This is a genomic window from Spirosoma jeollabukense, from assembly GCF_054777855.1.
In genome coordinates this window covers 630947-651458 of record NZ_BAAHAD010000002.1, presented here as the reverse complement: position 1 = coordinate 651458, position 20512 = coordinate 630947, and the positions used below count along the sequence as shown (strand labels likewise).

The 20512-nt window shown below is 47.8% G+C and carries 20 protein-coding genes; 10 read left to right on the top strand and 10 right to left on the bottom strand.

Annotated features, from left to right (window positions below; translation table 11 throughout):
• Nucleotides 1–67 precede the first annotated feature (67 nt).
• Both ACYVEA_RS11090 and ACYVEA_RS11085 read left to right on the top strand, forming a co-directional pair.
• Nucleotides 68–799, top strand: a complete 732-nt coding sequence (locus tag ACYVEA_RS11090) for a class I SAM-dependent methyltransferase (protein WP_461113490.1) — start codon at nucleotides 68–70, stop codon at nucleotides 797–799.
• A 97-nt stretch (nucleotides 800–896) separates the two neighbouring features.
• Nucleotides 897–1712 carry a hypothetical protein gene (locus tag ACYVEA_RS11085; RefSeq protein WP_461113489.1) on the top strand — a complete coding sequence of 272 codons (816 nt, stop codon included), beginning with the start codon at nucleotides 897–899 and terminating at the stop codon, nucleotides 1710–1712.
• Here the strand turns inward: ACYVEA_RS11085 and ACYVEA_RS11080 are convergent.
• Complete coding sequence (locus ACYVEA_RS11080; protein ID WP_461113488.1) at nucleotides 1706–3370, bottom strand: amino acid permease; 1665 nt, start codon at nucleotides 3368–3370, stop codon at nucleotides 1706–1708. The two genes, ACYVEA_RS11085 and ACYVEA_RS11080, sit on opposite strands and share 7 nt — an antisense overlap.
• Before the next feature lie 143 nt (nucleotides 3371–3513).
• Here ACYVEA_RS11080 and gldA point away from each other — a divergent pair, with 143 nt between their 5' ends.
• The gene (gene gldA / locus ACYVEA_RS11075) at nucleotides 3514–4431 is read left to right on the top strand and encodes a gliding motility-associated ABC transporter ATP-binding subunit GldA (protein WP_461113487.1); all 918 of its coding nucleotides are present in this window, start codon (nucleotides 3514–3516) and stop codon (nucleotides 4429–4431) included.
• 120 nt (nucleotides 4432–4551) lie between these two features.
• Here gldA and ACYVEA_RS11070 read toward each other — a convergent pair whose 3' ends face one another.
• Together ACYVEA_RS11070 and aroB are read right to left on the bottom strand one after the other, a co-directional pair.
• Nucleotides 4552–5085 carry a DUF4136 domain-containing protein gene (locus tag ACYVEA_RS11070; RefSeq protein ID WP_093823234.1) on the bottom strand — a complete coding sequence of 178 codons (534 nt, stop codon included), beginning with the start codon at nucleotides 5083–5085 and terminating at the stop codon, nucleotides 4552–4554.
• A 132-nt stretch (nucleotides 5086–5217) separates the two neighbouring features.
• Nucleotides 5218–6255, bottom strand: coding sequence for a 3-dehydroquinate synthase (gene aroB / locus ACYVEA_RS11065; protein ID WP_461113486.1), 1038 nt, complete (start codon nucleotides 6253–6255; stop codon nucleotides 5218–5220).
• 89 nt (nucleotides 6256–6344) lie between these two features.
• Here aroB and ACYVEA_RS11060 point away from each other — a divergent pair, with 89 nt between their 5' ends.
• Together ACYVEA_RS11060 and ACYVEA_RS11055 are read left to right on the top strand one after the other, a co-directional pair.
• Nucleotides 6345–7586 carry an MFS transporter gene (locus ACYVEA_RS11060; protein ID WP_461113485.1) on the top strand — a complete coding sequence of 414 codons (1242 nt, stop codon included), beginning with the start codon at nucleotides 6345–6347 and terminating at the stop codon, nucleotides 7584–7586.
• A 153-nt stretch (nucleotides 7587–7739) separates the two neighbouring features.
• Nucleotides 7740–8153 carry a hypothetical protein gene (locus ACYVEA_RS11055; protein ID WP_461113484.1) on the top strand — a complete coding sequence of 138 codons (414 nt, stop codon included), beginning with the start codon at nucleotides 7740–7742 and terminating at the stop codon, nucleotides 8151–8153.
• A gap of 204 nt (nucleotides 8154–8357) precedes the next feature.
• Here ACYVEA_RS11055 and ACYVEA_RS11050 read toward each other — a convergent pair whose 3' ends face one another.
• Together ACYVEA_RS11050 and ACYVEA_RS11045 are read right to left on the bottom strand one after the other, a co-directional pair.
• Nucleotides 8358–9497, bottom strand: a complete 1140-nt coding sequence (locus ACYVEA_RS11050) for a pyridoxal phosphate-dependent aminotransferase (protein ID WP_461113483.1) — start codon at nucleotides 9495–9497, stop codon at nucleotides 8358–8360.
• 295 nt (nucleotides 9498–9792) lie between these two features.
• Nucleotides 9793–10827, bottom strand: coding sequence for a glycosyltransferase family 9 protein (locus tag ACYVEA_RS11045; RefSeq protein ID WP_461113482.1), 1035 nt, complete (start codon nucleotides 10825–10827; stop codon nucleotides 9793–9795).
• 43 nt (nucleotides 10828–10870) lie between these two features.
• On the opposite strand from ACYVEA_RS11045, the gene ACYVEA_RS11040 reads away from it, so the two are divergent.
• Nucleotides 10871–12106, top strand: coding sequence for a M16 family metallopeptidase (locus ACYVEA_RS11040; protein ID WP_461113481.1), 1236 nt, complete (start codon nucleotides 10871–10873; stop codon nucleotides 12104–12106).
• Between the two features lie 76 nt (nucleotides 12107–12182).
• Nucleotides 12183–12509: a nucleotide pyrophosphohydrolase gene (locus tag ACYVEA_RS11035; protein ID WP_461113480.1), complete on the top strand. Its 327-nt coding sequence runs from the start codon at nucleotides 12183–12185 to the stop codon at nucleotides 12507–12509.
• A gap of 110 nt (nucleotides 12510–12619) precedes the next feature.
• Here ACYVEA_RS11035 and ACYVEA_RS11030 read toward each other — a convergent pair whose 3' ends face one another.
• From ACYVEA_RS11030 to bshA, 3 genes are all read right to left on the bottom strand, one after another.
• The gene (locus ACYVEA_RS11030; RefSeq protein WP_461113479.1) at nucleotides 12620–13267 is read right to left on the bottom strand and encodes a sterol desaturase family protein; all 648 of its coding nucleotides are present in this window, start codon (nucleotides 13265–13267) and stop codon (nucleotides 12620–12622) included.
• 97 nt (nucleotides 13268–13364) lie between these two features.
• Complete coding sequence (locus tag ACYVEA_RS11025) at nucleotides 13365–14702, bottom strand: NAD(P)/FAD-dependent oxidoreductase (RefSeq protein WP_461113478.1); 1338 nt, start codon at nucleotides 14700–14702, stop codon at nucleotides 13365–13367.
• Nucleotides 14703–14810: 108 nt separating this feature from the next.
• Nucleotides 14811–15950 (bottom strand): N-acetyl-alpha-D-glucosaminyl L-malate synthase BshA, encoded by a 1140-nt coding sequence (bshA, locus tag ACYVEA_RS11020; protein WP_461113477.1) that lies wholly within the window; start codon nucleotides 15948–15950, stop codon nucleotides 14811–14813.
• A 216-nt stretch (nucleotides 15951–16166) separates the two neighbouring features.
• Here bshA and ACYVEA_RS11015 point away from each other — a divergent pair, with 216 nt between their 5' ends.
• The 3 genes from ACYVEA_RS11015 to ACYVEA_RS11005 all read left to right on the top strand — a co-directional run bounded on the left by ACYVEA_RS11015 (nucleotide 16167) and on the right by ACYVEA_RS11005 (nucleotide 18400).
• Nucleotides 16167–17048: a geranylgeranylglycerol-phosphate geranylgeranyltransferase gene (locus ACYVEA_RS11015; protein WP_461113476.1), complete on the top strand. Its 882-nt coding sequence runs from the start codon at nucleotides 16167–16169 to the stop codon at nucleotides 17046–17048.
• A 145-nt stretch (nucleotides 17049–17193) separates the two neighbouring features.
• Entirely contained in the window at nucleotides 17194–17895 is a 702-nt protein-coding gene (locus ACYVEA_RS11010; protein ID WP_461113475.1) for a TapB family protein, read from the top strand.
• 124 nt (nucleotides 17896–18019) lie between these two features.
• Nucleotides 18020–18400: a MerC domain-containing protein gene (locus tag ACYVEA_RS11005; RefSeq protein ID WP_461113474.1), complete on the top strand. Its 381-nt coding sequence runs from the start codon at nucleotides 18020–18022 to the stop codon at nucleotides 18398–18400.
• Between the two features lie 122 nt (nucleotides 18401–18522).
• Here the strand turns inward: ACYVEA_RS11005 and ACYVEA_RS11000 are convergent, their stop codons facing one another.
• Both ACYVEA_RS11000 and ACYVEA_RS10995 read right to left on the bottom strand, forming a co-directional pair.
• Complete coding sequence (locus ACYVEA_RS11000) at nucleotides 18523–19632, bottom strand: cytochrome-c peroxidase (protein WP_461113473.1); 1110 nt, start codon at nucleotides 19630–19632, stop codon at nucleotides 18523–18525.
• Nucleotides 19629–20447 carry an MbnP family protein gene (locus ACYVEA_RS10995; RefSeq protein ID WP_461113472.1) on the bottom strand — a complete coding sequence of 273 codons (819 nt, stop codon included), beginning with the start codon at nucleotides 20445–20447 and terminating at the stop codon, nucleotides 19629–19631. The genes ACYVEA_RS11000 and ACYVEA_RS10995 overlap by 4 nt, the downstream gene beginning before the upstream one ends.
• Nucleotides 20448–20512 lie beyond the last annotated feature (65 nt).

The following is a 20512-nucleotide window of genomic DNA, read 5'->3' as shown; positions in this document are numbered from 1 at the left end:
TGTATTTGGTTTCTTGAACAACTGTTTTGTATTCTGATGGTTTAGAAATTATAGCAAACCTTGAACCATGCAACGTCTCTGGATATTACTCTTCGTTTTTATAACAGCCTGTGGCCAAGGCTCATCTCAACAACAGTCAGCTACGACAGTCTCAACAGATTCTACCAAGGTTTACCGCTTTGGCGAGGCCAGCCGCGATGGCATTGGCAAAATCTATCAGAATCGCGAGATTGCTCAGGTTATGGGTCACTTGGGTGCATCCTGGCTTGAACGCCCTGAACGCGAACGGGAAGAACGCACTGATCTATTGCTGAAAGCCCTCAACTTGAAGCCGACCGACGTAGTAGCTGATATAGGCGCCGGAACAGGATTTTTCACATTCCTGATGGCCCCCAAATTACCTCAGGGGAAAGTGCTGGCGGTAGACATCCAACCCGAAATGATTACGTATCTGAACGAAGGAAAAGCAAAACGAAACATCACGAACGTACAGCCCGTGCTCGGCACAGAGTCAGACCCCAAATTGCCTGCCAGCAGCACTGATCTAGCCATTTTGATTGATGCCTACCACGAATTTTCATATCCCCGTGAAATGATGAATCATATTGTGTCAGCCCTGAAACCGGGCGGACGGGTAGTGTTAGTTGAATACCGTTCCGAAGACCCGAACGTACCGATCAAAGAGCTTCATAAATTAAGCGTGGCTCAGGCAACGAAAGAGATGAAAGCGGCCGGGTTGAAGTTGATCAAAAACGATGACCGACTACCCCAGCAACACATTATGTTTTTCGGAAAATGATGTATCCAGTCTCGAATAGCGTTGGGTTCAGATTTCTTCCTCAGTAGATTACAACCGTTCGGCCCGTTTTAGAATCTCCTGGAAAATTACTATCCATATGCAGATTTCCTATTTTCTCATCGGGCTGGCATTTCTTCTGGCAGGTTGCAAAGATGATAATGGTGTTCAGGTTCAATCGTTCGATGCACCTGTGCAGTCGCTCGCTGACTTACCTACCGATTATCAGCCGATTCTGCAGGGTAGCTCGGTGGCTGGCCGCTTAAAAAGCGAGACATACGCTGGGCAGCTAACCAGCGAATGGCGCTACAATCAACAAGGTAAAGTAGTGGAATGGCGTAATTATAAAGCGGGACAAGTAACAACAGCCGATCAATACCGCTATGATGCGACTGGGCGGCTTCGCTACGTACAGCATTTTGATAATGAGTGTGGCTACTCAAGCCTATCCAGCTGTAGTGGTCCTGTAAAATGGACAAGTTATAATGAATTTGATACGGACGAAGCTGGACGTATTCAGGAAAGTCGAACGTTCTTAAAACAGTCGGAGCAGTGGGAACTACGCAGTGTAGCCGTGTATGAATATAATAGTCAGCAACAGCCCGTGAAGGTTCTGATGTATGACAGTACCCGTAAATTAGGCAAAACTCAGGAGTTCACCTACGACGGTAAAGGTAACATCATTTCGTTACGAGAAATCAGCACAAACACTACGCCTGAATACGCGGATCGCACCTTTCGTTATGAATACGATCAGGGGCTCAACCCGTACGCTGGTACAGTGCATTACATTTCCGCTTTTTTTTCAAGCCGACATGTTCAGCTTACGCCAGGCACAAACTATGAGTACGCGGCAAATGGGTATCCACTACGTATCCATCAAAACAATCTGGTGAGCGAGCTAGTGTATTATTGATTCGCCAGCTTACTCTTCCGGAAACCATAGGAAAAATAAATTATCAGACCGAAAATAAGCCAGATGCCGAAAATCCGCCAGTTGCTGGCGCCAAGCTCAGTCATCAAATAAAGATTCGTTAGAATGCCGATTACAGGAAGCAAGGAAAAATTATACCGGAATCCCTGTACAGCCAAAACAATCCATACGGCCCAAAACACAAACAACAACGGTTTACTTTCCATCGTTTGTAGCAGATCGGCACCCGTGAGTGCATAGGCCACTACAGCTAGCAACACCAGCCCAATAATGTATTTGCCATTTACGTAAGGCACTTTAAATTTAGACTGTGCCGTCAGTCCTTTGGCATCCAGAAACAAGATGCCCGCGCAGACCAGAATGAACGCGAAGAACGTACCAACGCTGGTCAAATCGACGAAGAATTTAAGATCCATAAACATGGATGGCACAGCCACAATGATACCCGTAATGATGGTTGCAAACGAAGGTGTTTTGTATTTAGGATGAATCGTCGCAAACCGTTTCCAGAGCAAGCCATCCCGGCTCATGGTCATCCAGATGCGCGGCTGACCGAGTTGATACACCAGCAAAGCACTGGTAATGGCGACTACGGCGCTCACCGAAATCACACCCGCCACAAAGTCAAGATTCACTTTCTGGAACACATAGGCCAGCGGATCGCTCACACCCAACTCTTTATAATTGACCATTCCGGTTAGTACCAGCGTAATCAATACGTAGAGAACCGTGCAAATCGCCAGACAGTAGAGCATGGCGCGGGGCAGATCACGTTGCGGATTTTTACACTCCTCAGCCGTAGTAGAAATTGAATCGAATCCGATAAACGCAAAAAACACGGACGCTACGCCACTTAGCACACCCGACATCCCATTGGGCGCAAAAGGGGACCAGTTCGCGGGTTTAACATAAAAAGCGCCTACGCCAATAACTAGCGCGATTACGGCTAATTTGAGCAAAACAAGAATATTACTGGCCGCACGAGATTCCTTGATACCGATGTAAACCAGAGCTGTAATCAGAACCGTAATAGCACCAGCCGGTAGATTAGCAATCAATTTCAGGCCACCCAATTCTGGCGCGTTGGCATACGCATTGGCTAACGTACGTACATTGTCAGGTAAGGTACTGAGAGCCGTCCCCGCCTGTTTCGTTTGTTGCACTAACTCAAAGGCCTTAGCAGCCGAGCCATAATCCGTAGCAAAGTATTTAGGGAACGTAATACCGAAGCCGCTTAACATCGACGTAAAATACTCCGACCAGGAAATAGCCACGACCATGTTGCTGACCGCATATTCGAGAATCAGCGCCCAGCCGATAACCCAGGCAAAGATCTCACCAAAAGCTACGTAAGCGTAGGTGTAAGCGCTGCCACTAACGGGGACCGTACTGGCAAACTGTGCGTAGCTGAGAGCGGTGAATACGCAGGCAATCGCCGTGAACACAAATAACAGCGATACTGCCGGTCCACCGTTGTAACTTGCCAGACCAATGGTGCTGAAAATACCGGCTCCAATGATCGCTGCAATGCCAAACGAGGTCAGGTCACGTACGCCCAGCGTTTTCACTAACTTGCTCGACTCGCTGCCAGCTGCATCGCTGAGAATTTGTGCAACAGTTTTTTTACGTAAAATGGACATGAATAGGTGGAGAAAACGGTGTCTATTGCGGTTAAACCGCTAAAAATAGAAATTCTTTCCGGTTTTTTGGCTGTTATCCACACATTCCTGGTATGTCAATTCGGTATACTACGTCGTTCATTGTTCAGCATTAGCCGTAAATTATGTCTATCCAGATTAAGAGCCTTACCAAAGAATACAATCAACAACGGGCGGTCGATCAGATTTCGCTAACGGTGAAACCAGGGGAGATAGTTGGTTTTCTGGGGCCAAACGGTGCAGGGAAATCGACAACCATGAAAGTGGCTACGGGCTACCTCCCCCCTACTGAAGGGACCGTGGAAGTCAACGGATTCGACGTGCTGGCCCAGCCAATGGATGTCCGACGTAGTGTTGGTTACCTACCCGAGCATAACCCGCTTTATCTGGATCTATACGTGAAGGAATACCTTCGCTTTGCCGGCGCCTTGCATGGCCTGAGCGGGTCGAATCTGAGCCGGCGTATTCTCGATATGATTGACCTGGTTGGGTTAGGACGTGAGCAGCACAAACGTATTGGCCAACTCTCGAAGGGGTATCGGCAACGCGTTGGTCTGGCGCAGGCTTTGCTTCACAATCCCCCCGTATTGATTCTGGATGAACCCACAACCGGCCTCGACCCAAACCAGCTAGCTGAAATTAGGCAGGTTATTCGCGATGCGGGCCGCGACAAAACGGTCCTGTTTTCCACCCATATCATGCAGGAAGTTGAAGCCGTCTGCGATCGGGTCGTCATTATCAACAGAGGTAAAATTGTAGCGGATGGCTCTCTGAGTCAACTACGCAGTACATCTTCTGGAGATGGGGTTGTTGTGGTAGCTGAGTTTGAAGGAGACTTAACCAATCCAGACGTATTGAAAACAGTGCCTGGCGTTACAAATGTTGAACCATTGGCTCAGGGTCAGTATCGAATCACTGCCGGACCAGCTACTGACTTGCGAGCCGCCATTTTCCGCCTTGCCGCCGACCAGCACCTAACGCTTGTAGGGCTACGTCAGCAGGAAAACTCGCTGGAAGGGATTTTTAAGGAACTGACGAAGTAACACGGACATGTTTGTCCGCAGGCAAATAAGGTACGCCTGATACGTTCATAAACTAATGAAGGCGAGACATGTGTCTCGCCTTCAGATAAGGTCAGTCTGTGAGCAACAGGTTCACGTTACCTACCGCGCAGTTGCCATCAGCGGATACTGATCGAATATGGATCGGACTATGCCCTTGAAATAGTTATTCTTGAAGTTCTGGTTGCGCATCATTTTGGAGGCATAGCCTTTCCAGATTACCTGATAGGATTCGGCGTCAATGAGCGAGATCATCAGCGTGCCTTCATCGAGATTATAGTCAATGCGCTTATACGTAGCATCATCATCTTCGCGCACCACCCAATCCTTCATAACTGGTTGCTGATAGCCCCGGAAACGCAGATCGGAACGGAAGATATTATACGATATTAGTAAGTTAGGATTTCGATTGCTGACCCGATAGCCCCGAGCTTCCATCTGGTGCCGAATGGCATCCTGAATGTCGGAACAGAGGAGTGTGGAATCGACAAATTCACACTCTAAAAAATTAAACGATTCGTAGTTCTTAAAATGGCCCTCGTAGCTATAATCATTCTCCACAAACAACCTACTTGGCGAACAGCCCGCCATAGCGACAACAGCCAGTGTAAACAGAATTCCGATGCACTTTTTCATACTCGCCTTTGTAAAAGTTTTCAACAAATAGATTATAATAAATAGTTATGGTAATTAACAAGGTATCTTTTACGGTCAAACCCAAATATAACCGTAATTGTTTGGCAAACAATAGGCTATGGCCAAATTTTATTACTTATTTAAACCTCGGTAAAACTCCAGTCCCCGTCGCATTTCAGATGCAGTGACCGGAATATCGAATGCACAACTGCCCGGCCCGTCAAGCAACGCCATTCTGACCTGATGTCCCCGGTTTTTCTTGTCCTGTAAGGTCAATGCTAAAATCGGTTCGATGTCGCCATCCAGAAGACGTACATTTCCATATACGGCAAAAATGTATTCTTCGATTTGCGTCAACACGATTTCGTCGATCATCTTTTTGTGTACCGCAATATAAGCCTCAGCAATCATCCCTACCGCAATCGCTTCGCCGTGGAGAAGACGCTTGCGGGGTTGCGTCAGGAAGTACGTTTCAACCGCATGGCCCAGTGTATGACCGAAATTTAGAATCTTACGTAATCCCTTCTCCGTTGGGTCCTGTTCAACGATGCGCTGCTTAACGGCTACGGAATGCGCAACCAGGGTTGTCCAGTCCTGCTCCTCAAGGTCACGTCGACGAATTTCATCCCACATCGCGGCATCGGCAATCAGACAGTGTTTAATAACCTCGGCAAAACCCGACCGCAGTTCCCGCTCCGGCAACGTCGCCAGGAACGTAGTGTCAATCAGAACAGCATCTGGCTGCTTAAACACACCAATATGATTTTTGAAACCCCGGAAATCAATACCGAGTTTACCGCCCACGCTGGCGTCTACCTGCGACAGCAACGTAGTGGGTAACTGAGCGAAAGCAATGCCTCGCTTGTAGGTAGCTGCACAAAAGCCCCCCATATCCCCAATAACTCCACCACCCAGATTCAGGACCAGCGCATGACGGTCAAAATTGGCCCGTGTCAGAGCATCCCAGATCAACTCGCAGGTAGCAATGTGTTTCTGCTCCTCTCCCGACTTCAGCCGGATCAGCGTATGCTTCGGCAGAAAGGATTTAAGTTCGGGATAGCAAAAACGGGACGTATGATTATCGGCAATGACAGCAATGTCCGAAAAGTCATTAGAATCAAGGAAAGCAGGCAAGCTTTCGGTGAGCGGAGCAATTGTTACGGTAGACATGCGGTAAAATTACGTCAGGCGCCGGTGGGTATAAAGGTAAGACCGTAAGTATTTTTAGCTTTACCAACAAATCCTCTCTCCCTGTCTGTATGAAGGCTCGCTACGGCGTTCTGGCCGGTTTATTTCTGCTCTCAACCATTACCTACCTCGACCGCGTTTGCATGAACGTAGTGAGCAAATATGTGAAAGCCGATTTGCATCTCGACAATGAACAATTTGGCTGGATACTGGGGGCCTTCTCACTATCGTATGCCTTGTTCGAGATTCCAACCGGTTCCCTTGGCGACAAGATTGGTCCCCGGCGCGTACTGACGCGTGTCGTTCTCTGGTGGTCAGCTTTCACGGCCCTTACGGGTACGGCCTTCAATTTTTTGTACCTGCTCATTGTCCGGTTTTTGTTTGGCATTGGCGAAGCGGGGGCTTACCCAAATGCATCGATCGTTATTGCCCGCTGGTTTCCCGCCGTTGAGGTTGGCCGGGCGCAGTCGGTCATCTGGGCAGCCGGACGGCTGGGTGGCGCGCTGACACCCCTGCTCGTGATTCCGCTGGTCCACTGGACTGGCTGGCGGTGGGCTTTCGCGCTGCTGGGCTTAACAGGCGTCTTATGGGCTATCTGCTGGTACGTATGGTTTCGGGATGAACCGTCTGAACAACCCGGCATCCGTGCCGAAGAAGTTCGTGAAATTGAAACCGGACGCAACCTCAAGCAAAGTGACCACCGAATTCCGTGGACAACCATTATCCGCAACCCCGATTTGTGGGCACTGATGCTGATGTGCCATCTGTTCTTTTACGGCTCGTATTTCTTCACGAACTGGTCGTCGGTCTATTTTCAGGAAGGGCGTGGCATGAGCGAAGATCAAACCAAGAATTTCATCTCCCTCTCCTACTTCCTGGGCGCGATTGGCTGTCTGGTGGGCGGTACGTTAAGTGATGTCTTAACAAAACGTTACGGCTTAAAAATAGGGCGCCGGACGGTGGGCGTAGGTGGCCTGGGACTATCGAGCTTATTCTTTCTGCTGGCCGGACTCACTACAGACAACCAGATGGCGGGCTACTATCTGGCAATCTGCGTGTTGATGAAAGATCTGGCCTTGCCTGTGGCCTTTGCCGTATGCGTGGATATCGGGCAACGTAACGCGGGTACCGTAACTGGCTCGATGAATTTTGCCGGTCAGCTAGGTGGCTTCTTTATCACCATTCTGTTTGGCACCATTGTCCAGCATACCAATAACTTCAACTACCCTTTATTCATGATTGCGGGTTGTCTGCTGGTAAGTGCCCTGTTATGGCTACGTATTGACCCAACTAAAACTGTAGCGATAAAGTAGAAGTAACTTGGACGGTTCGCCGTTGCGATGGAAAACCGTAATATTATGTGTTCATAGAGAAGTTGATAAACGACTAATGTGGCTGTTGCACAAGTCAATTGAGTTTAGTTATTACTATTTTCACATAATAAGATGTAAAAACAGTTAATCGTAATGGAAGAGGTAGTATTTCCTGTAATTAGCTTCTATGAAGGAAGAAGTATGATTTATTACTTCGATTCTAAGAAGGAATTTCACTATACCTCAGAAGAAATATTAAAAAAAGGTCTCTTCAAAAATGTACAACTAATTGATTCAAATGGGCAAGGGCATAAAATTCAAGCTGTAGAGAAAACAGGCTACAGGGGTCTATGGGGCTTTCATCCTTTGTTAAAAGGTACTTCTATCAAGGTTAAATATACTCTGGAGAAGACTAAGCAGTATGCTTTTGAAGAGATTAAGCAGTTTATATTTGAAAAGCTAAACGTGCGTGGCTCCCGGATTTTATGGGGCAGAACAAGGAAAGTGCTCTTAGACAGATTGGAAGCTGCTAGCACAATTAAGGAACTACTAGCAGTAGTTGAATAATCATTTTAATTGCATCGTGGCAATAAAACACGAGAGAAAAGATTTGCAATAGCCACTAATGCTATACTCCATAAGTAGAAAAGATCGTCAAATGAATTACGCATCCGATCAAGCAAAAAAAGTGGTGACATAGTATGTCACCACTTTTTTTGCTTGATCGCGCGGGTTTCCATCGCAACGGCTAACCGTCCGCACTACGTCTCTTTACGAAATAACTTTCAAGCCTTCCGCAAAAGCCTGCATTTGTGGCATTGTACCTAAAGACACGCGGCACCAGTACTGCCCGTCGAATTTCCACTGACGGATGCTCACCCCTTTTTCCATCATCCGGGCAACGAAATCTTCACCCTTCATCCGGATGGGGAACATCACGAAGTTGGCACCCGATGGCAGCGGTTCGTAGTTCGTTTGCTTCAACACGCCGTACAGATAATCTTTTGACTCTTGGGTTTTGCCCAGCGAGAATTTGATAAAATCCTTGTCCTGCAAGCTTACCATAGCCGCCCGTAACGTCGTCATACTCATGGAGCTACCACCCGTTGCGAACTTGGCAATCTGTTCCAGTAATTCAGGTTTGGCGATCATATAACCCGCCCGAAGGCCGGCGAAACCGTGTACTTTCGAGAAGGTCTTCGTAATGATTACGTTGCTTCCTTTCTTCACCATATCCACCATCGTGTAGGCTTTTGGATCTGGCGTATAGTCGATATAGGCTTCATCAACCAGAATGGGGGTCTTAGCTCCTACGGCATCACAGAAGGCCCGCAGTTTGGCTGGGTCAACGGTGATGGCTGTTGGGTTATTGGGGTTGCAGAGGTAGACCATACCCGTCTGGCTCCCAATACGCTCGTTAAGTTTATTCAGGTTGATGTCATATCCATCGGCCGCTACGAGCGGTACCTTGTCCATCGTAATACCATGCTTAATGGAGGTACGTGGAAGCGCATCAAACGTTGGATCTGGCGCCACAATCGTGCGACCTGCGTTTGCCCGGTAAGCCGCCCAGAGTGAAGCCGCTGTGAGCAACTCACCCGAACCAGCTCCCAGCAGTACGTAATCTTCGGGAACGCCTTCGGTTTCAGCAATCAGTTTACGGAATTGCTTAGCGTATTCCATCGCATAGAGGTAGCCATCGGGGGCTGCTTCCGTAATGGTTTTCAGCGCTTTCGGCGATGGTCCATAAGGATTTTCGTTAGCTGACAGACGGGCTTTGAGCGCAACCTTAGGCACGTCATAGCCCATTGGCATCTCTGGCTCTGGTTCACAAAAAGCCGCAGGAGCCGTCATTAAACCCAGACCAGATAACATACTGGCCCGGAGCCAGTCACGACGATTGATAGACATACGAGTATGTTTGTATAACGTACTACTAGATAGGTGAAGAATATCTTTGTTTATGGAGTTAACGGCTCACAAATCAGGGAAGTAGGTGAGACGCAACCGCTTATTTTGTTGTACTATCGCTAATAGACCAAATATAGGGCCTAATGAAGCCCTTTCAAATAAATAGTTCGCCTTATTACTAAAGTATTTTATAAAATTTCAATAAATGCAATAATTACGAAATAAAACACAAACTTATATGGTAATCAATGTTAATAAGTTGAAGTATACATAGCTCTATATTCCACTGCTTCCCCTATTCCGGAAGGGTTAAATCGTCAACTCGAATCGTCCATGCACACCTAAAATGCCCTAGTGGACAAACCTTTCGCCCGTGCAGATTACAGGGCTTGCAATCAAGTAGCTCGGGCGTTTGAACAACACGTGATACGTCAGCCAGCGGACCAAAGCCAAATTCGGGAACGGTCGAGCAAAAAATAGCCGTCGTTGGCGCATTCATCGCCGAACATAGGTGGAGTGGAGCCGAATCATTGACGTAGTTCATCAGGGCATCCTGCTGTAAGGCAGCCGATTGCAGTAGTGTTAATTTCCCGGCCAGATTCACCACGTGCGTTTTCCGTCCGGTTAACTCCCGAATGGCCTCACAAGCGGCTGTATCAGTTGGTGCTCCCAGTAAATACACCATCAGATTTTCGGGTAAAGCCTGAATTAGTTCGACCCAGCGTTCCGTTGGGTATTGCTTTGTAAACCAAACCGACATGGGCGCCATGCACACATAAGGCTGGCTTTTATACGTACTGACCGCTTCATAATCAGTCGAGGACGGGTAGATTTTAGGTCGTACAACCGATCTGAAAGCGGGTAGACTGACAGGCTTTCCATCCAGTTCCAGCGCCTTTAACAAACTAGTGTTCCGATCAACTTCATGCATACCCGGCTCAAACCGGTGCTCGACCTGCCGGGTGAAAAATCGGGAAAACGGATTTTTGTTAAAACCAACCGTACATCTTGCGCCCGACAAAGCCGTTAGTAGCCCCATCGTTCCGTAGCGTTGTAAATTAAGGACGACATCATAGTTACGGGCGCGGATTGTACGTAATAACCGCCATAAATCCCGATATTTGATGCCCTTTTTGTGCCAGATCAATACGTCGTTCAGAAAGGGGTTATTTGCCAGCAGGCTCTCGTTACCTTTGCGCACCAGCACATCCAACACCGCGTTAGGCCAGGCTTCGTGTACTTGTTCGAGTAAGGCGGTAGCCAGAATTACATCGCCAATGAAAGCGGTTTGAATAATCAGGAACCGGGGCGGATTGGTTGCGGTTATCATTAGTACGCTCAACACGTCGTTACGACTGCGTAAATTGTTAAGAATGGAAGATTACGAAGTTTATACCCTGCCCAACGGAATTCGAATAGCGCATAAACAAATTCCGCATACGCAGATTTCTCATTGCGGCATCATGCTCGACATCGGTAGCCGCGACGAACAACCTCACCAGCAGGGATTGGCCCATTTCTGGGAACATATGGCCTTCAAAGGTACGGAGAAACGAAAATCCTACCATATTATCACCCGTTTAGAAACGGTTGGTGGTGAATTAAACGCCTATACTACAAAGGAAAAAGTATGTTTTCACGCATCTGTACTGGATGTACATTTTGAGAAAGCAACGGAACTGCTTTCCGACATTACGTTCCATTCGATATTTCCCGAAAAACAGATTGAGCGTGAACGGAGTGTGATTCTGGAAGAGATGGCGATGTACTATGACTCGCCTGAAGATGCCATTCAGGATGATTTTGATGAGTTAGTATTCCCAAATCACGCGCTGGGTGGCAATATTCTTGGCACGACCGAGACGGTTGGATCTTTCCGACGCGAAGATCTTCAGCGATTTATTGCGGAAAACTACGACACGAGCCGAATCGTATTTGCCTCTGTTGGCAGGCTTCCCTTCAAACAGGTCGTAAAAGTTGCCGAAAAATACTTCCGTGATGTACCGGCCCAGCACTCGGCTCGCCAGCGCCAAACGCCGACTACCTATGTGCCGCGCCAAACCCAGGTAGAACGGCCTATTACGCAGGCTCAATGCGCGCTCGGTCGACCGGCCTACGGCTTGACCGATCCGCGACGACTCCCGTTTTTTATGCTTGTTAACCTGCTGGGCGGACCCGGTATGAACTCGCGATTGAATATGAATCTGCGCGAGAAATACGGCTTGGTCTATTCAATTGATGCCAGTTACACACCCTATTTAGACACGGGTTTTCTGGGAATCTATTTCGGCACCGACCCTAAAAAAGTGGACAAAGCGCATTCGCTGATCATGAAGGAGTTGAAGCGCCTACGGGAACAGCCGCTTACTACGTTACAGCTTCACCAGACGAAAGAGCAGTTGATCGGCCAATTGGCCATGTCGGAAGAAAGCAACAACAGTTTTATGCTGATGATGGCCAAAAGTCTGCTGGACATTAACCGCGTTGAAGCCCTGAATGATATTTTTAACGACATCAAATCCGTTACGTCAGAGCAACTACAAGGTCTCGCTCAGGAAGTTTTCGACGAAAATCAATTCAGTTCACTGACGTTTGTACCGGAAAAATAAGTCGATAGGTAGTAGCCGTCAGTCAATACTATTTTGCGAATGACTGACGGCTACTACCTATCGACTACTGACTATTATGACTATCAAAGACGCCCAAGCCACCGTTGACGAGTGGATCAAGACCGTTGGTGTTCGTTATTTTAACGAGCTAACCAACATGGCGATGCTCACCGAGGAAGTTGGCGAGGTAGCGCGTATTATTGCCCGCCGGTATGGTGAACAGTCGGAAAAAGAGTCGGATAAGAACAAAGATCTGGGCGATGAAATGGCCGACGTACTATGGGTACTCATCTGCCTCGCCAATCAAACGGGCGTTGATCTGACAGAAGCTTTTCAGAAGAATATGGACAAGAAAAATATTCGGGATGCAACGCGGCATCTGAATAATGAGAAACTAAAGTAATACGTAGCGCGTACGGTTTGCCGTTGTGATGGAAACCCGCGTTACGTAAAAAATCCCCGCTGACATCAGATGTCAGCGGGGATTTTTGCTGTGTGTAAAATTCAGGTCGTTTACTTTTGAAAAGACCCGAAAATATAATCCCAGAATGGAGACGATACGCCGTAATTGCTTTCTGGATTTTTGTAGTGATGTACGCTATGATTCACCCAAAGCTGTTTGAAGAAATTTTTAGGTGGCGCATAGGCATGAACGATAAAATGCACGGCCAGATAACCCGAATACCCAACCAGAAAACCAGGAAAGAAAGCATAAGCCGCTTCGCCCATCATCAGGAAAAATAAGCAAAAAAAGGCACCTGCCACAAAAATCGCCAGGGCGGGAGGCATTGCCAGACGGGTTTTATCCTTCGGATACTCATGGTGAATGCCATGAAACGTATACTGAATTTTAGCCCGTTTAGGCGTCGTTGGCGCCAGGTGATACAGGTATCGGTGGAGCACATACTCAAATATCGAAAATACGAACAGACCTGTAAAAAAAAGCCCCGCAATAATCGACGTGCCCATGTCTGTATACGTGAAGGCGTACCAGCCCAGGAACGCAGACAATACCAGCCACATCGTAATGGGCACCATGATGTGCGTACGCGAAAGAGCCTCTAGTATAGGATTATCGAACAGTTTTTTGGTGCCACTGTTTTTAGGACGGGTTTTTCCGTGCCCGGCCATAGTGTGTAGCTTCTCAGTAGTTGATTCCATAGATTCAGATACGTTGGCAAAAAATAATTGTACAAAAGTACGACGAAAACGGGTTTTTAATACGATTCAGGATAGTAAATTAAGTTTACTATCTTGGTTATGTCTTACTAACCTCCAGTTGATCGGAGAGCTTCTCCTGCATAGCTACTAGATCGCCTTTAGGTAGTTTTGGTTTAATAATCAACCGCAGTGAGTTACTGTAAGTCAAGTAGTTAGCTAGCCAGTTTAGAAAAATAGTCAGCCTGTTTTTCACCCCGACAATTGACATCAGATGGACAAATAACCAAGTTAGCCACGCAAAAAATCCCTGAAATTTTAAAAAAGGCAAATCAACAACGGCTAACCCTTTTCCAATAGTCGCCATAGTGCCCAGGTCACGATACGTAAATTCTTTAGGCTGTTCATTATGAACCCAGTGCAATAGGTTCTTGGCCAAATGCCCTCCCTGCTGGATGGCCCCCTGCGCAATTTGAGGATGACCATTCGGCCATTTCTCTTCCGTCATCAACGCTACGTCACCAATGGCAAATATATCCGTAAAACCCTGTACCTGATTATATCGGTTGACCAGCACACGCCCACCCCGCCCGATCACCTCTGGTGGCAATCCTGCCAACGGATTGGCCTTGACGCCAGCCGCCCAAATGAGGTTATTGGTACGTAATGTTGATCCATCGTTCATGGTCACGATACGTCCGTCGAAATCCTTTACCCGCGTATTCAGGCGAACGTTCACTCCTAGCTTTTGTAGATAAGCCAGCGAATGCTCCTGCGATTGTACCGACATGGGTCCCAGGAGTTCTCCACCCGATTCGATGAGGTAGATATCCATCATCTTGAAATCCAGTTCAGGATAATCTTTAGGAAGCACCGTTTTGCGCATTTCGGCTAGGGTTCCGCAGAGTTCAACGCCCGTTGGCCCCCCGCCTACTACCACAACGTCCATCAGGCCTTCCTTTTCATCCAGCGTTTCGACACTCAGGGCATCTTCAAAATTTTGTAACATTCGGTTACGCAACGAAATAGCTTCTGCCACTGATTTCATCGGAAGGGCTTTCTCGATGATATTCTGCTGATTGAAGAAGTTTGTGTCGGCGCCAGTGGCTATCACCAGATAATCATAGGTCACAGGCCCTAATTCGGTGTCAACGGTCTTCTCGGCGGGCCGCACGCCCGTTACGTTCGTAACGCGTATGTGCACATTTTTACAATTGCCAAATACCGACCGCAGTGGAAACAAGATTGAATTAGCCTCCAGACCAGCCGTAGCAACCTGATAATAAAGCGGTTGAAACTCGTGGTAATTCTGACGATTCAATAACACGACCTGAAACTCCTTTCGGCTCGATAGCTTGCGCGCCAGCTTCAGTCCACCAAAACCTGCGCCAACAATAACGACGCGCTTGCGGTCGGTCTGTGGTATGTTTGGATTCATTATTTTCGATTTATAGTAGTCGGTTTCAGTTTATACCGGACTGACGATCAGGCTACTTATATGCCAAATAGCCAATACGTTCATTTCATGAACCGAATACATCAGCGTTTAACTTACTAAAGGGAGCGATGCCTGCAATACGCGCTCATAATGAGCTTCGTAAAGCGGCAAGATACGCGATATCTCGAATTCTTTGGCCCTGGCGAGGGCGTTTTCTTTGAACGTCGGCAGGTGGTCGTCCTCTAAAATATAGAGGGCATTTTTGACCATATCAGCCACATCGCCAACGGGGCTCAAAAAACCCGTTACCCCCTGGATATTCAGTTCAGGTAAGCCCCCGGCATTCGACGTAATAAGCGGTACCTCGCAGGCCAGCGCTTCGAGGGCTGCCAGACCGAAACTCTCATTCTCGGACGGCATCACGAACAGGTCAGCGACAGAAAGTACCTCCTCAACGGCATCTAATTTTCCCAGAAACCGCACCTGCTCATAAATGCCCAGGTCACGTACCAATCGCTCGATACGCGCCCGTTCGGGACCGTCGCCCACGAGCAGGAGTTTGGCGGGCGTTTGCTGCTGAATATGATAAAACATCATAACGGCATCGTCGATGCGCTTCACCCGCCGGAAATTCGATGTGTGCACGATTAGCTTTTCGCCGTTCGGACAAATGGCTTTCTTGAAGTGTTCCTTCTGCTGGCGTTTAAAACGACTCAGATCAATGAAGTTAGGAATCACTTCAATTTCGCGATGGACATTAAAGTGAGCGTAGGTGTCCTGCCGTAAATTCTCCGACACAGACGTTACCCCATCCGACTCGTTAATACTGAATGTTACGACGGGCTCATAGGATGCATCTTTACCCACGAGCGTGATGTCAGTACCGTGAAGGGTCGTTACAACCGGCACATTCCGTCCCTGCGAACGAAGTATCATTTTGGCCATGTAAGCTGCCGACGCATGCGGAATAGCGTAGTGAACGTGCAGTAAATCAACGTTTTCGTTCAGCACGACATTGACCATTTCGCTGGCCAGCGCCGACTCATAGGGAGCGTACTGAAAGAGCGGATAGGACGGTATATTTACTTCGTGGTAAAAGACGTTTTCGTTAAAAAAATCGAGTCGGGGTGGTTGCTGATACGTAATGAAGTGAATCTGGTGACCATTTTTGGCCAGCCCCTTACCAAGTTCGGTGGCAACAACACCACTTCCCCCAAAGGTCGGGTAACACACAATACCAATTTTCATGCGTGAGAGAACGATTTTGTCTTTCAACAACAAACGGGAACAAAAAGAATCCCTGAAATAATAAGAAATGGGAAGAGGTAGGAAAGGAACAAGGGAAAAGGGTACAGCGTAGGCGTAAATCTTTCCCGCTTTTCACCTTGTACCTTTCCTACCTTTTGTCCCTTTTTCCCCTTTCCTTCCGACTATAAAATCCTTATTTTTGACAAAAAAACGGTCATGGTTGCGCGTCAGTCAGTTCCTTTCTCGGCCTTCACATTCGGTTTTCTGCGGCTCATCCGGGTGCAGAATCTACTGATTGTGGTGCTGACGCAGTTCATGGCCCGCGTGTTTTTAGTCGGCCCCAGTGCAGGGGGCGGTCGCGCGCAGCTTATTACCGACCCTACCATCTGGCTTCTTTCGATATCAACGGCTTGCATTGCCGCGGCAGGCTATATTATTAATGACTACTTCGATGTCAAGATCGACCTGGTCAATAAGCCGAAGCGAGTCGTTATTGGTCGTTATCTCAAGCGACGGGTGGCTATGGGCGTGCACCAGATACTAAACATAATAGGCTGCCTGATTGGACTTTACCTAAGTAAATGGATTTTTCTGGTTGATGTTATTTCGGTGTCGCTGTTGTGGTTTTACTCGGCGCAGTTTAAGCGACAACCCCTGATCGGCAATCTCATCGTTTCGTTACTGACCGCCTTTTCGCTGATTACCCTGGCTATTTATTACCGCCATAACGTCGGCATGTTGCTCATTTATGCCCTGTTTTCGTTTGGCATTACACTCATTCGCGAGATCATTAAAGACATGCAGGATATCCGGGGCGATGCCCGATTTGGCTGCCGAACACTGCCCATTGTGTGGGGCCTGCGCCGAACAAAATACCTGCTCTACGTATTGATTGGCGCGTTTCTCATCAGCATATTCCTCATTGCCAGCGCCCTTCATAACGTCCGGCTTAACTTCATTTTCCTGCTTTTACTTCTCCCCCTCGCGTGGCTTACCTATCAACTTGTACTGGCCGATACCCGACGGGATTTTGGGTACCTCAGTAGCCTTTGCAAGCTTATCATGCTCCTCGGCGTCGTTAGTATGATATGGGCGTAGAGAGATGTAAGATATAAGATGTATGGAATATTTGCCGCTCCGAAAGCATATCATACATCATCTTTCGCCGTTTACTCAAGGATTTAGGGATTTTTTTACAGCGCCATATACCTTTGACATTCTATAAACCTAAAGACTTTTGATGATGAAAACGCTTGTTTTTTCGCTGTTATTGATGCTTACGTCCCTGACGGCTGGGTGGGCTCAGGATTGTATGGGCATGACGTTTAAAGCGGGCATGGGGTTCGAACTGAGCCATTTTAGTGCTAAAGATAAGCCTACAGGTAAGGTCATCTACCTTGTCAAGGATGTTCATAAAGAAGGGGGGGCAACTGTGATGGACATCACGGCGCAGTTTGAAGATGAAAAAGGTAAACAACGCACACCTTACTCCATCCATTACACCTGTACGGGTACCGAACTTGTGGCCGACATGTCGGGGATGATGCAAGCCGTGCAAACCAACGGCCCGAAGGATATGGAGATGAAACTCAAATCGAACAAGCTGGTTTACCCCGGAAAACTCAGCGTAGGGCAGAAACTGAGTGATGGCCAGATGGAAGCCGAGATGACCAGTAACGGCAACACCATGATGAACATGAATATGGTCATGGCTAACCGACAGGTAGAGAGCAAAGATCCGATCACGACCCCGGCTGGTACGTTCGATGCCTATAAAATTTCATCGGACATGAGTTTCGAAAATAAAGTTATGGGCATTCCCATCCGTAATAACATGCGTGTTGTCAGCTACAGAGCTGACAATCAGATTTTTGACATAAAGTCGGAAACCTACAACAAGAATGGCAAATTGATGGGGTACTCCGTTCTGAGTAAAGTGTATTGAACTGCTTCTATATGATATCTCAGCCAGGGTAGGTCTTTTACCTAACTAATTCGCAACTTTGTTGCAAAAAAGTGGGTTACGGAGAAGTACGTTTAGCGAAAGCCCCGTATTTTTGCAGTCATCCATGAAAACAGGTATTCTTTCCCGCAAAGCTGATTACATCGGCATTACTGGCTCCGTGCTGTGCATTATTCATTGCCTCATAACGCCTGTGTTGTTGCTAACGACCTCACTCATGCAGGATACCACGCTTCGAGTGGGCTATTTGAGTCTGGATTACGTTTTTATCGGGGTAAACATCGTGGCCGTTTATTTTGCAACGCGGCACTACGCTCCTCCCATCATTAAGCGCAGTCTGTGGGGTTTCCTGGGTTTGTTCACAATAGCCCTCCTGCTCGAAGATACTGATCCTGCTTTTGAATACCTGGCCTATGCCGCATCGGCCGGTCTGGTCATCACCCATTTATTCAACATCCGGCAACATCGGGCAAGTCACACGCACTGAACCGCATGGGCGGCCCCGCAGGATTTTTGTGATTTATTTGACCGACTATGATTTCTGTATTGAACTTTCTGCGAAAGTAAAATCAAAGTCAGTCAGTAAAATCAAAAAAATCCTGGTTCGGATTAGTTGGCGCTGAACGCCCGGTTGTTGATGAACGTATTGTCGGTCAAGGTTAGCAGAAAGGCGATTACCTGCTTCTTTTCCGTGTCCGACAGGGCGATGCCGAGGGCACCATTTACTTTCAGGGCAGGATCGAGCGAAGGGCTGTCTTTAACGCCAGTTGTGTAGTGAGTAAGCACCTGCTCCAACGTAGTGAATCGCCCATCATGCATGTACGGGAAGGTTTTTTCAACATTTCGCAAACTTGGCACCCGAAATTTCAGCCGGTCGGCTTCGTTCAGCGTGATCACGTAGCGACCCTGATCATTGATGGTACTGACTGGCAGGCCATTGTTGCGGTAACTCCGATCGGTAAATAAATCGGTAGCGTGGCAAGTTGAGCACTTCTGCTGAAACAACGCAAGGCCCGCCAGCTCATCGGGACTTAAATCACCCCCCGCTTCTTTCCTGACGTATTTATCGTAGCGCGAATCCGCCGACACAAGGGTCAGCACAAACTGCGAAATGGCTTTCAGAAAACGCGCCGTCGTCACCGTGTCCGAACCAAAAGCAGCTTTGAACAGCGACGGATATTTAGGACTTTTCTGAACCCGACTTAGCGCCGTAGCGAAGGCTAGATCCATCTCGACCGGATTCTTGATGGGTGATATGGGCAACTCATCTAAACTGGTCACGCCCCCATCCCAGAAGAACTCACGGCTCCAGCCCAGATTTTGCAAACCCGGTACGTTACGCGGTCCAAACTTGCCATCGATACCATGACTCAACGGATGGTCGGAATGGCCAAAACCCGCAAACTGCTGATGGCAGAAACCACAGCTAATGGTGCTGTCACGCGAAAGTTGCGCATCATAGAACAATGTCTTTCCTAACGCAACCCCTTCAACCGTCAGTGGATTCTGGGTTAAATCATACACCATATCCGGAAAATTGGCAGGCTTCTTAAATGAATAAGGTGTTGTTTGATACACCACTCCGCCCCCACCCGATGTACCAGGACCAGGCGTTGGCTCAGTGCTGCTGCTGGATTGACACGAAACCGCCACCCCAAACAAAACCACACTGGCTGCCAAGCCAATACGTTGTAGCAATATCGTATTGAGCCGTATCATAAATTGGCCTGAACCCCTTTGTAACTTATCATTTGCGCGTAGTTATTGGCGATGTTCGTCGAATAGGTTTCAAACATTACCGACGAATGCTGGGCAATACTCAGCTGCGTTGAGCCATTGAACACCTTCAGGGCATCGGTTGTGAGTCGGACAATTGGCGTAACACCCGTTTGAACGCTGGCAACGTCGCTCCCAAAAGGCAGCGTGACCGTACGTAGATTATTGATCGTTTTCTTGCCGTCATAGCCCCCGCCAAAACCACCGACGTGATAAAAGAACGTATTGTTCTGGGTAGCCGGGGCCAAAGTCGATATACCTTCCAGCTTCATGAAAATATAGCCTGAGTTCCAATCCCAGTACATGCCATCATTAATACCAGGATCGAGCACACCCGTTCGCTTGCTGATGTCGGCCAGGCTACGCAAACTGTCTACGCCAATTGTAAATGTCAGGCCCGTATACCTGCCGATCGGTATGTTGTTTAAGGCAATCGTCTGGGAAGTGGGACTAGCCTCCTGAACCAGAAAATAGCTGCTATCCTGCGGCACTACGTAGTCGGTGCCGTCGTCTTTCCGAAGCCGAATATTACTGACGAAATAGTTGAACTTTGTGACGGTAAACGATTCGCCAGCCGCATTTTGATACGTACTACTATTCAGTTTCAGGTCCGACGAGCCTACTACGTTATCGAAGGCGATTCGCATCTGCCCACTCTTTGTCACAATTATGGGATTCTCATCGGAAGTCTCGCAGGCAATAACGGTTAAGCCAATAACCAGCAGTACTAGTAAACCGGCAGTAATGGTCGTTTTCATGGTCGTTTCGTTGTACCTTCTGTCGTGTAGCGGATATAAGGATACGCTATTACGTAACGAACACG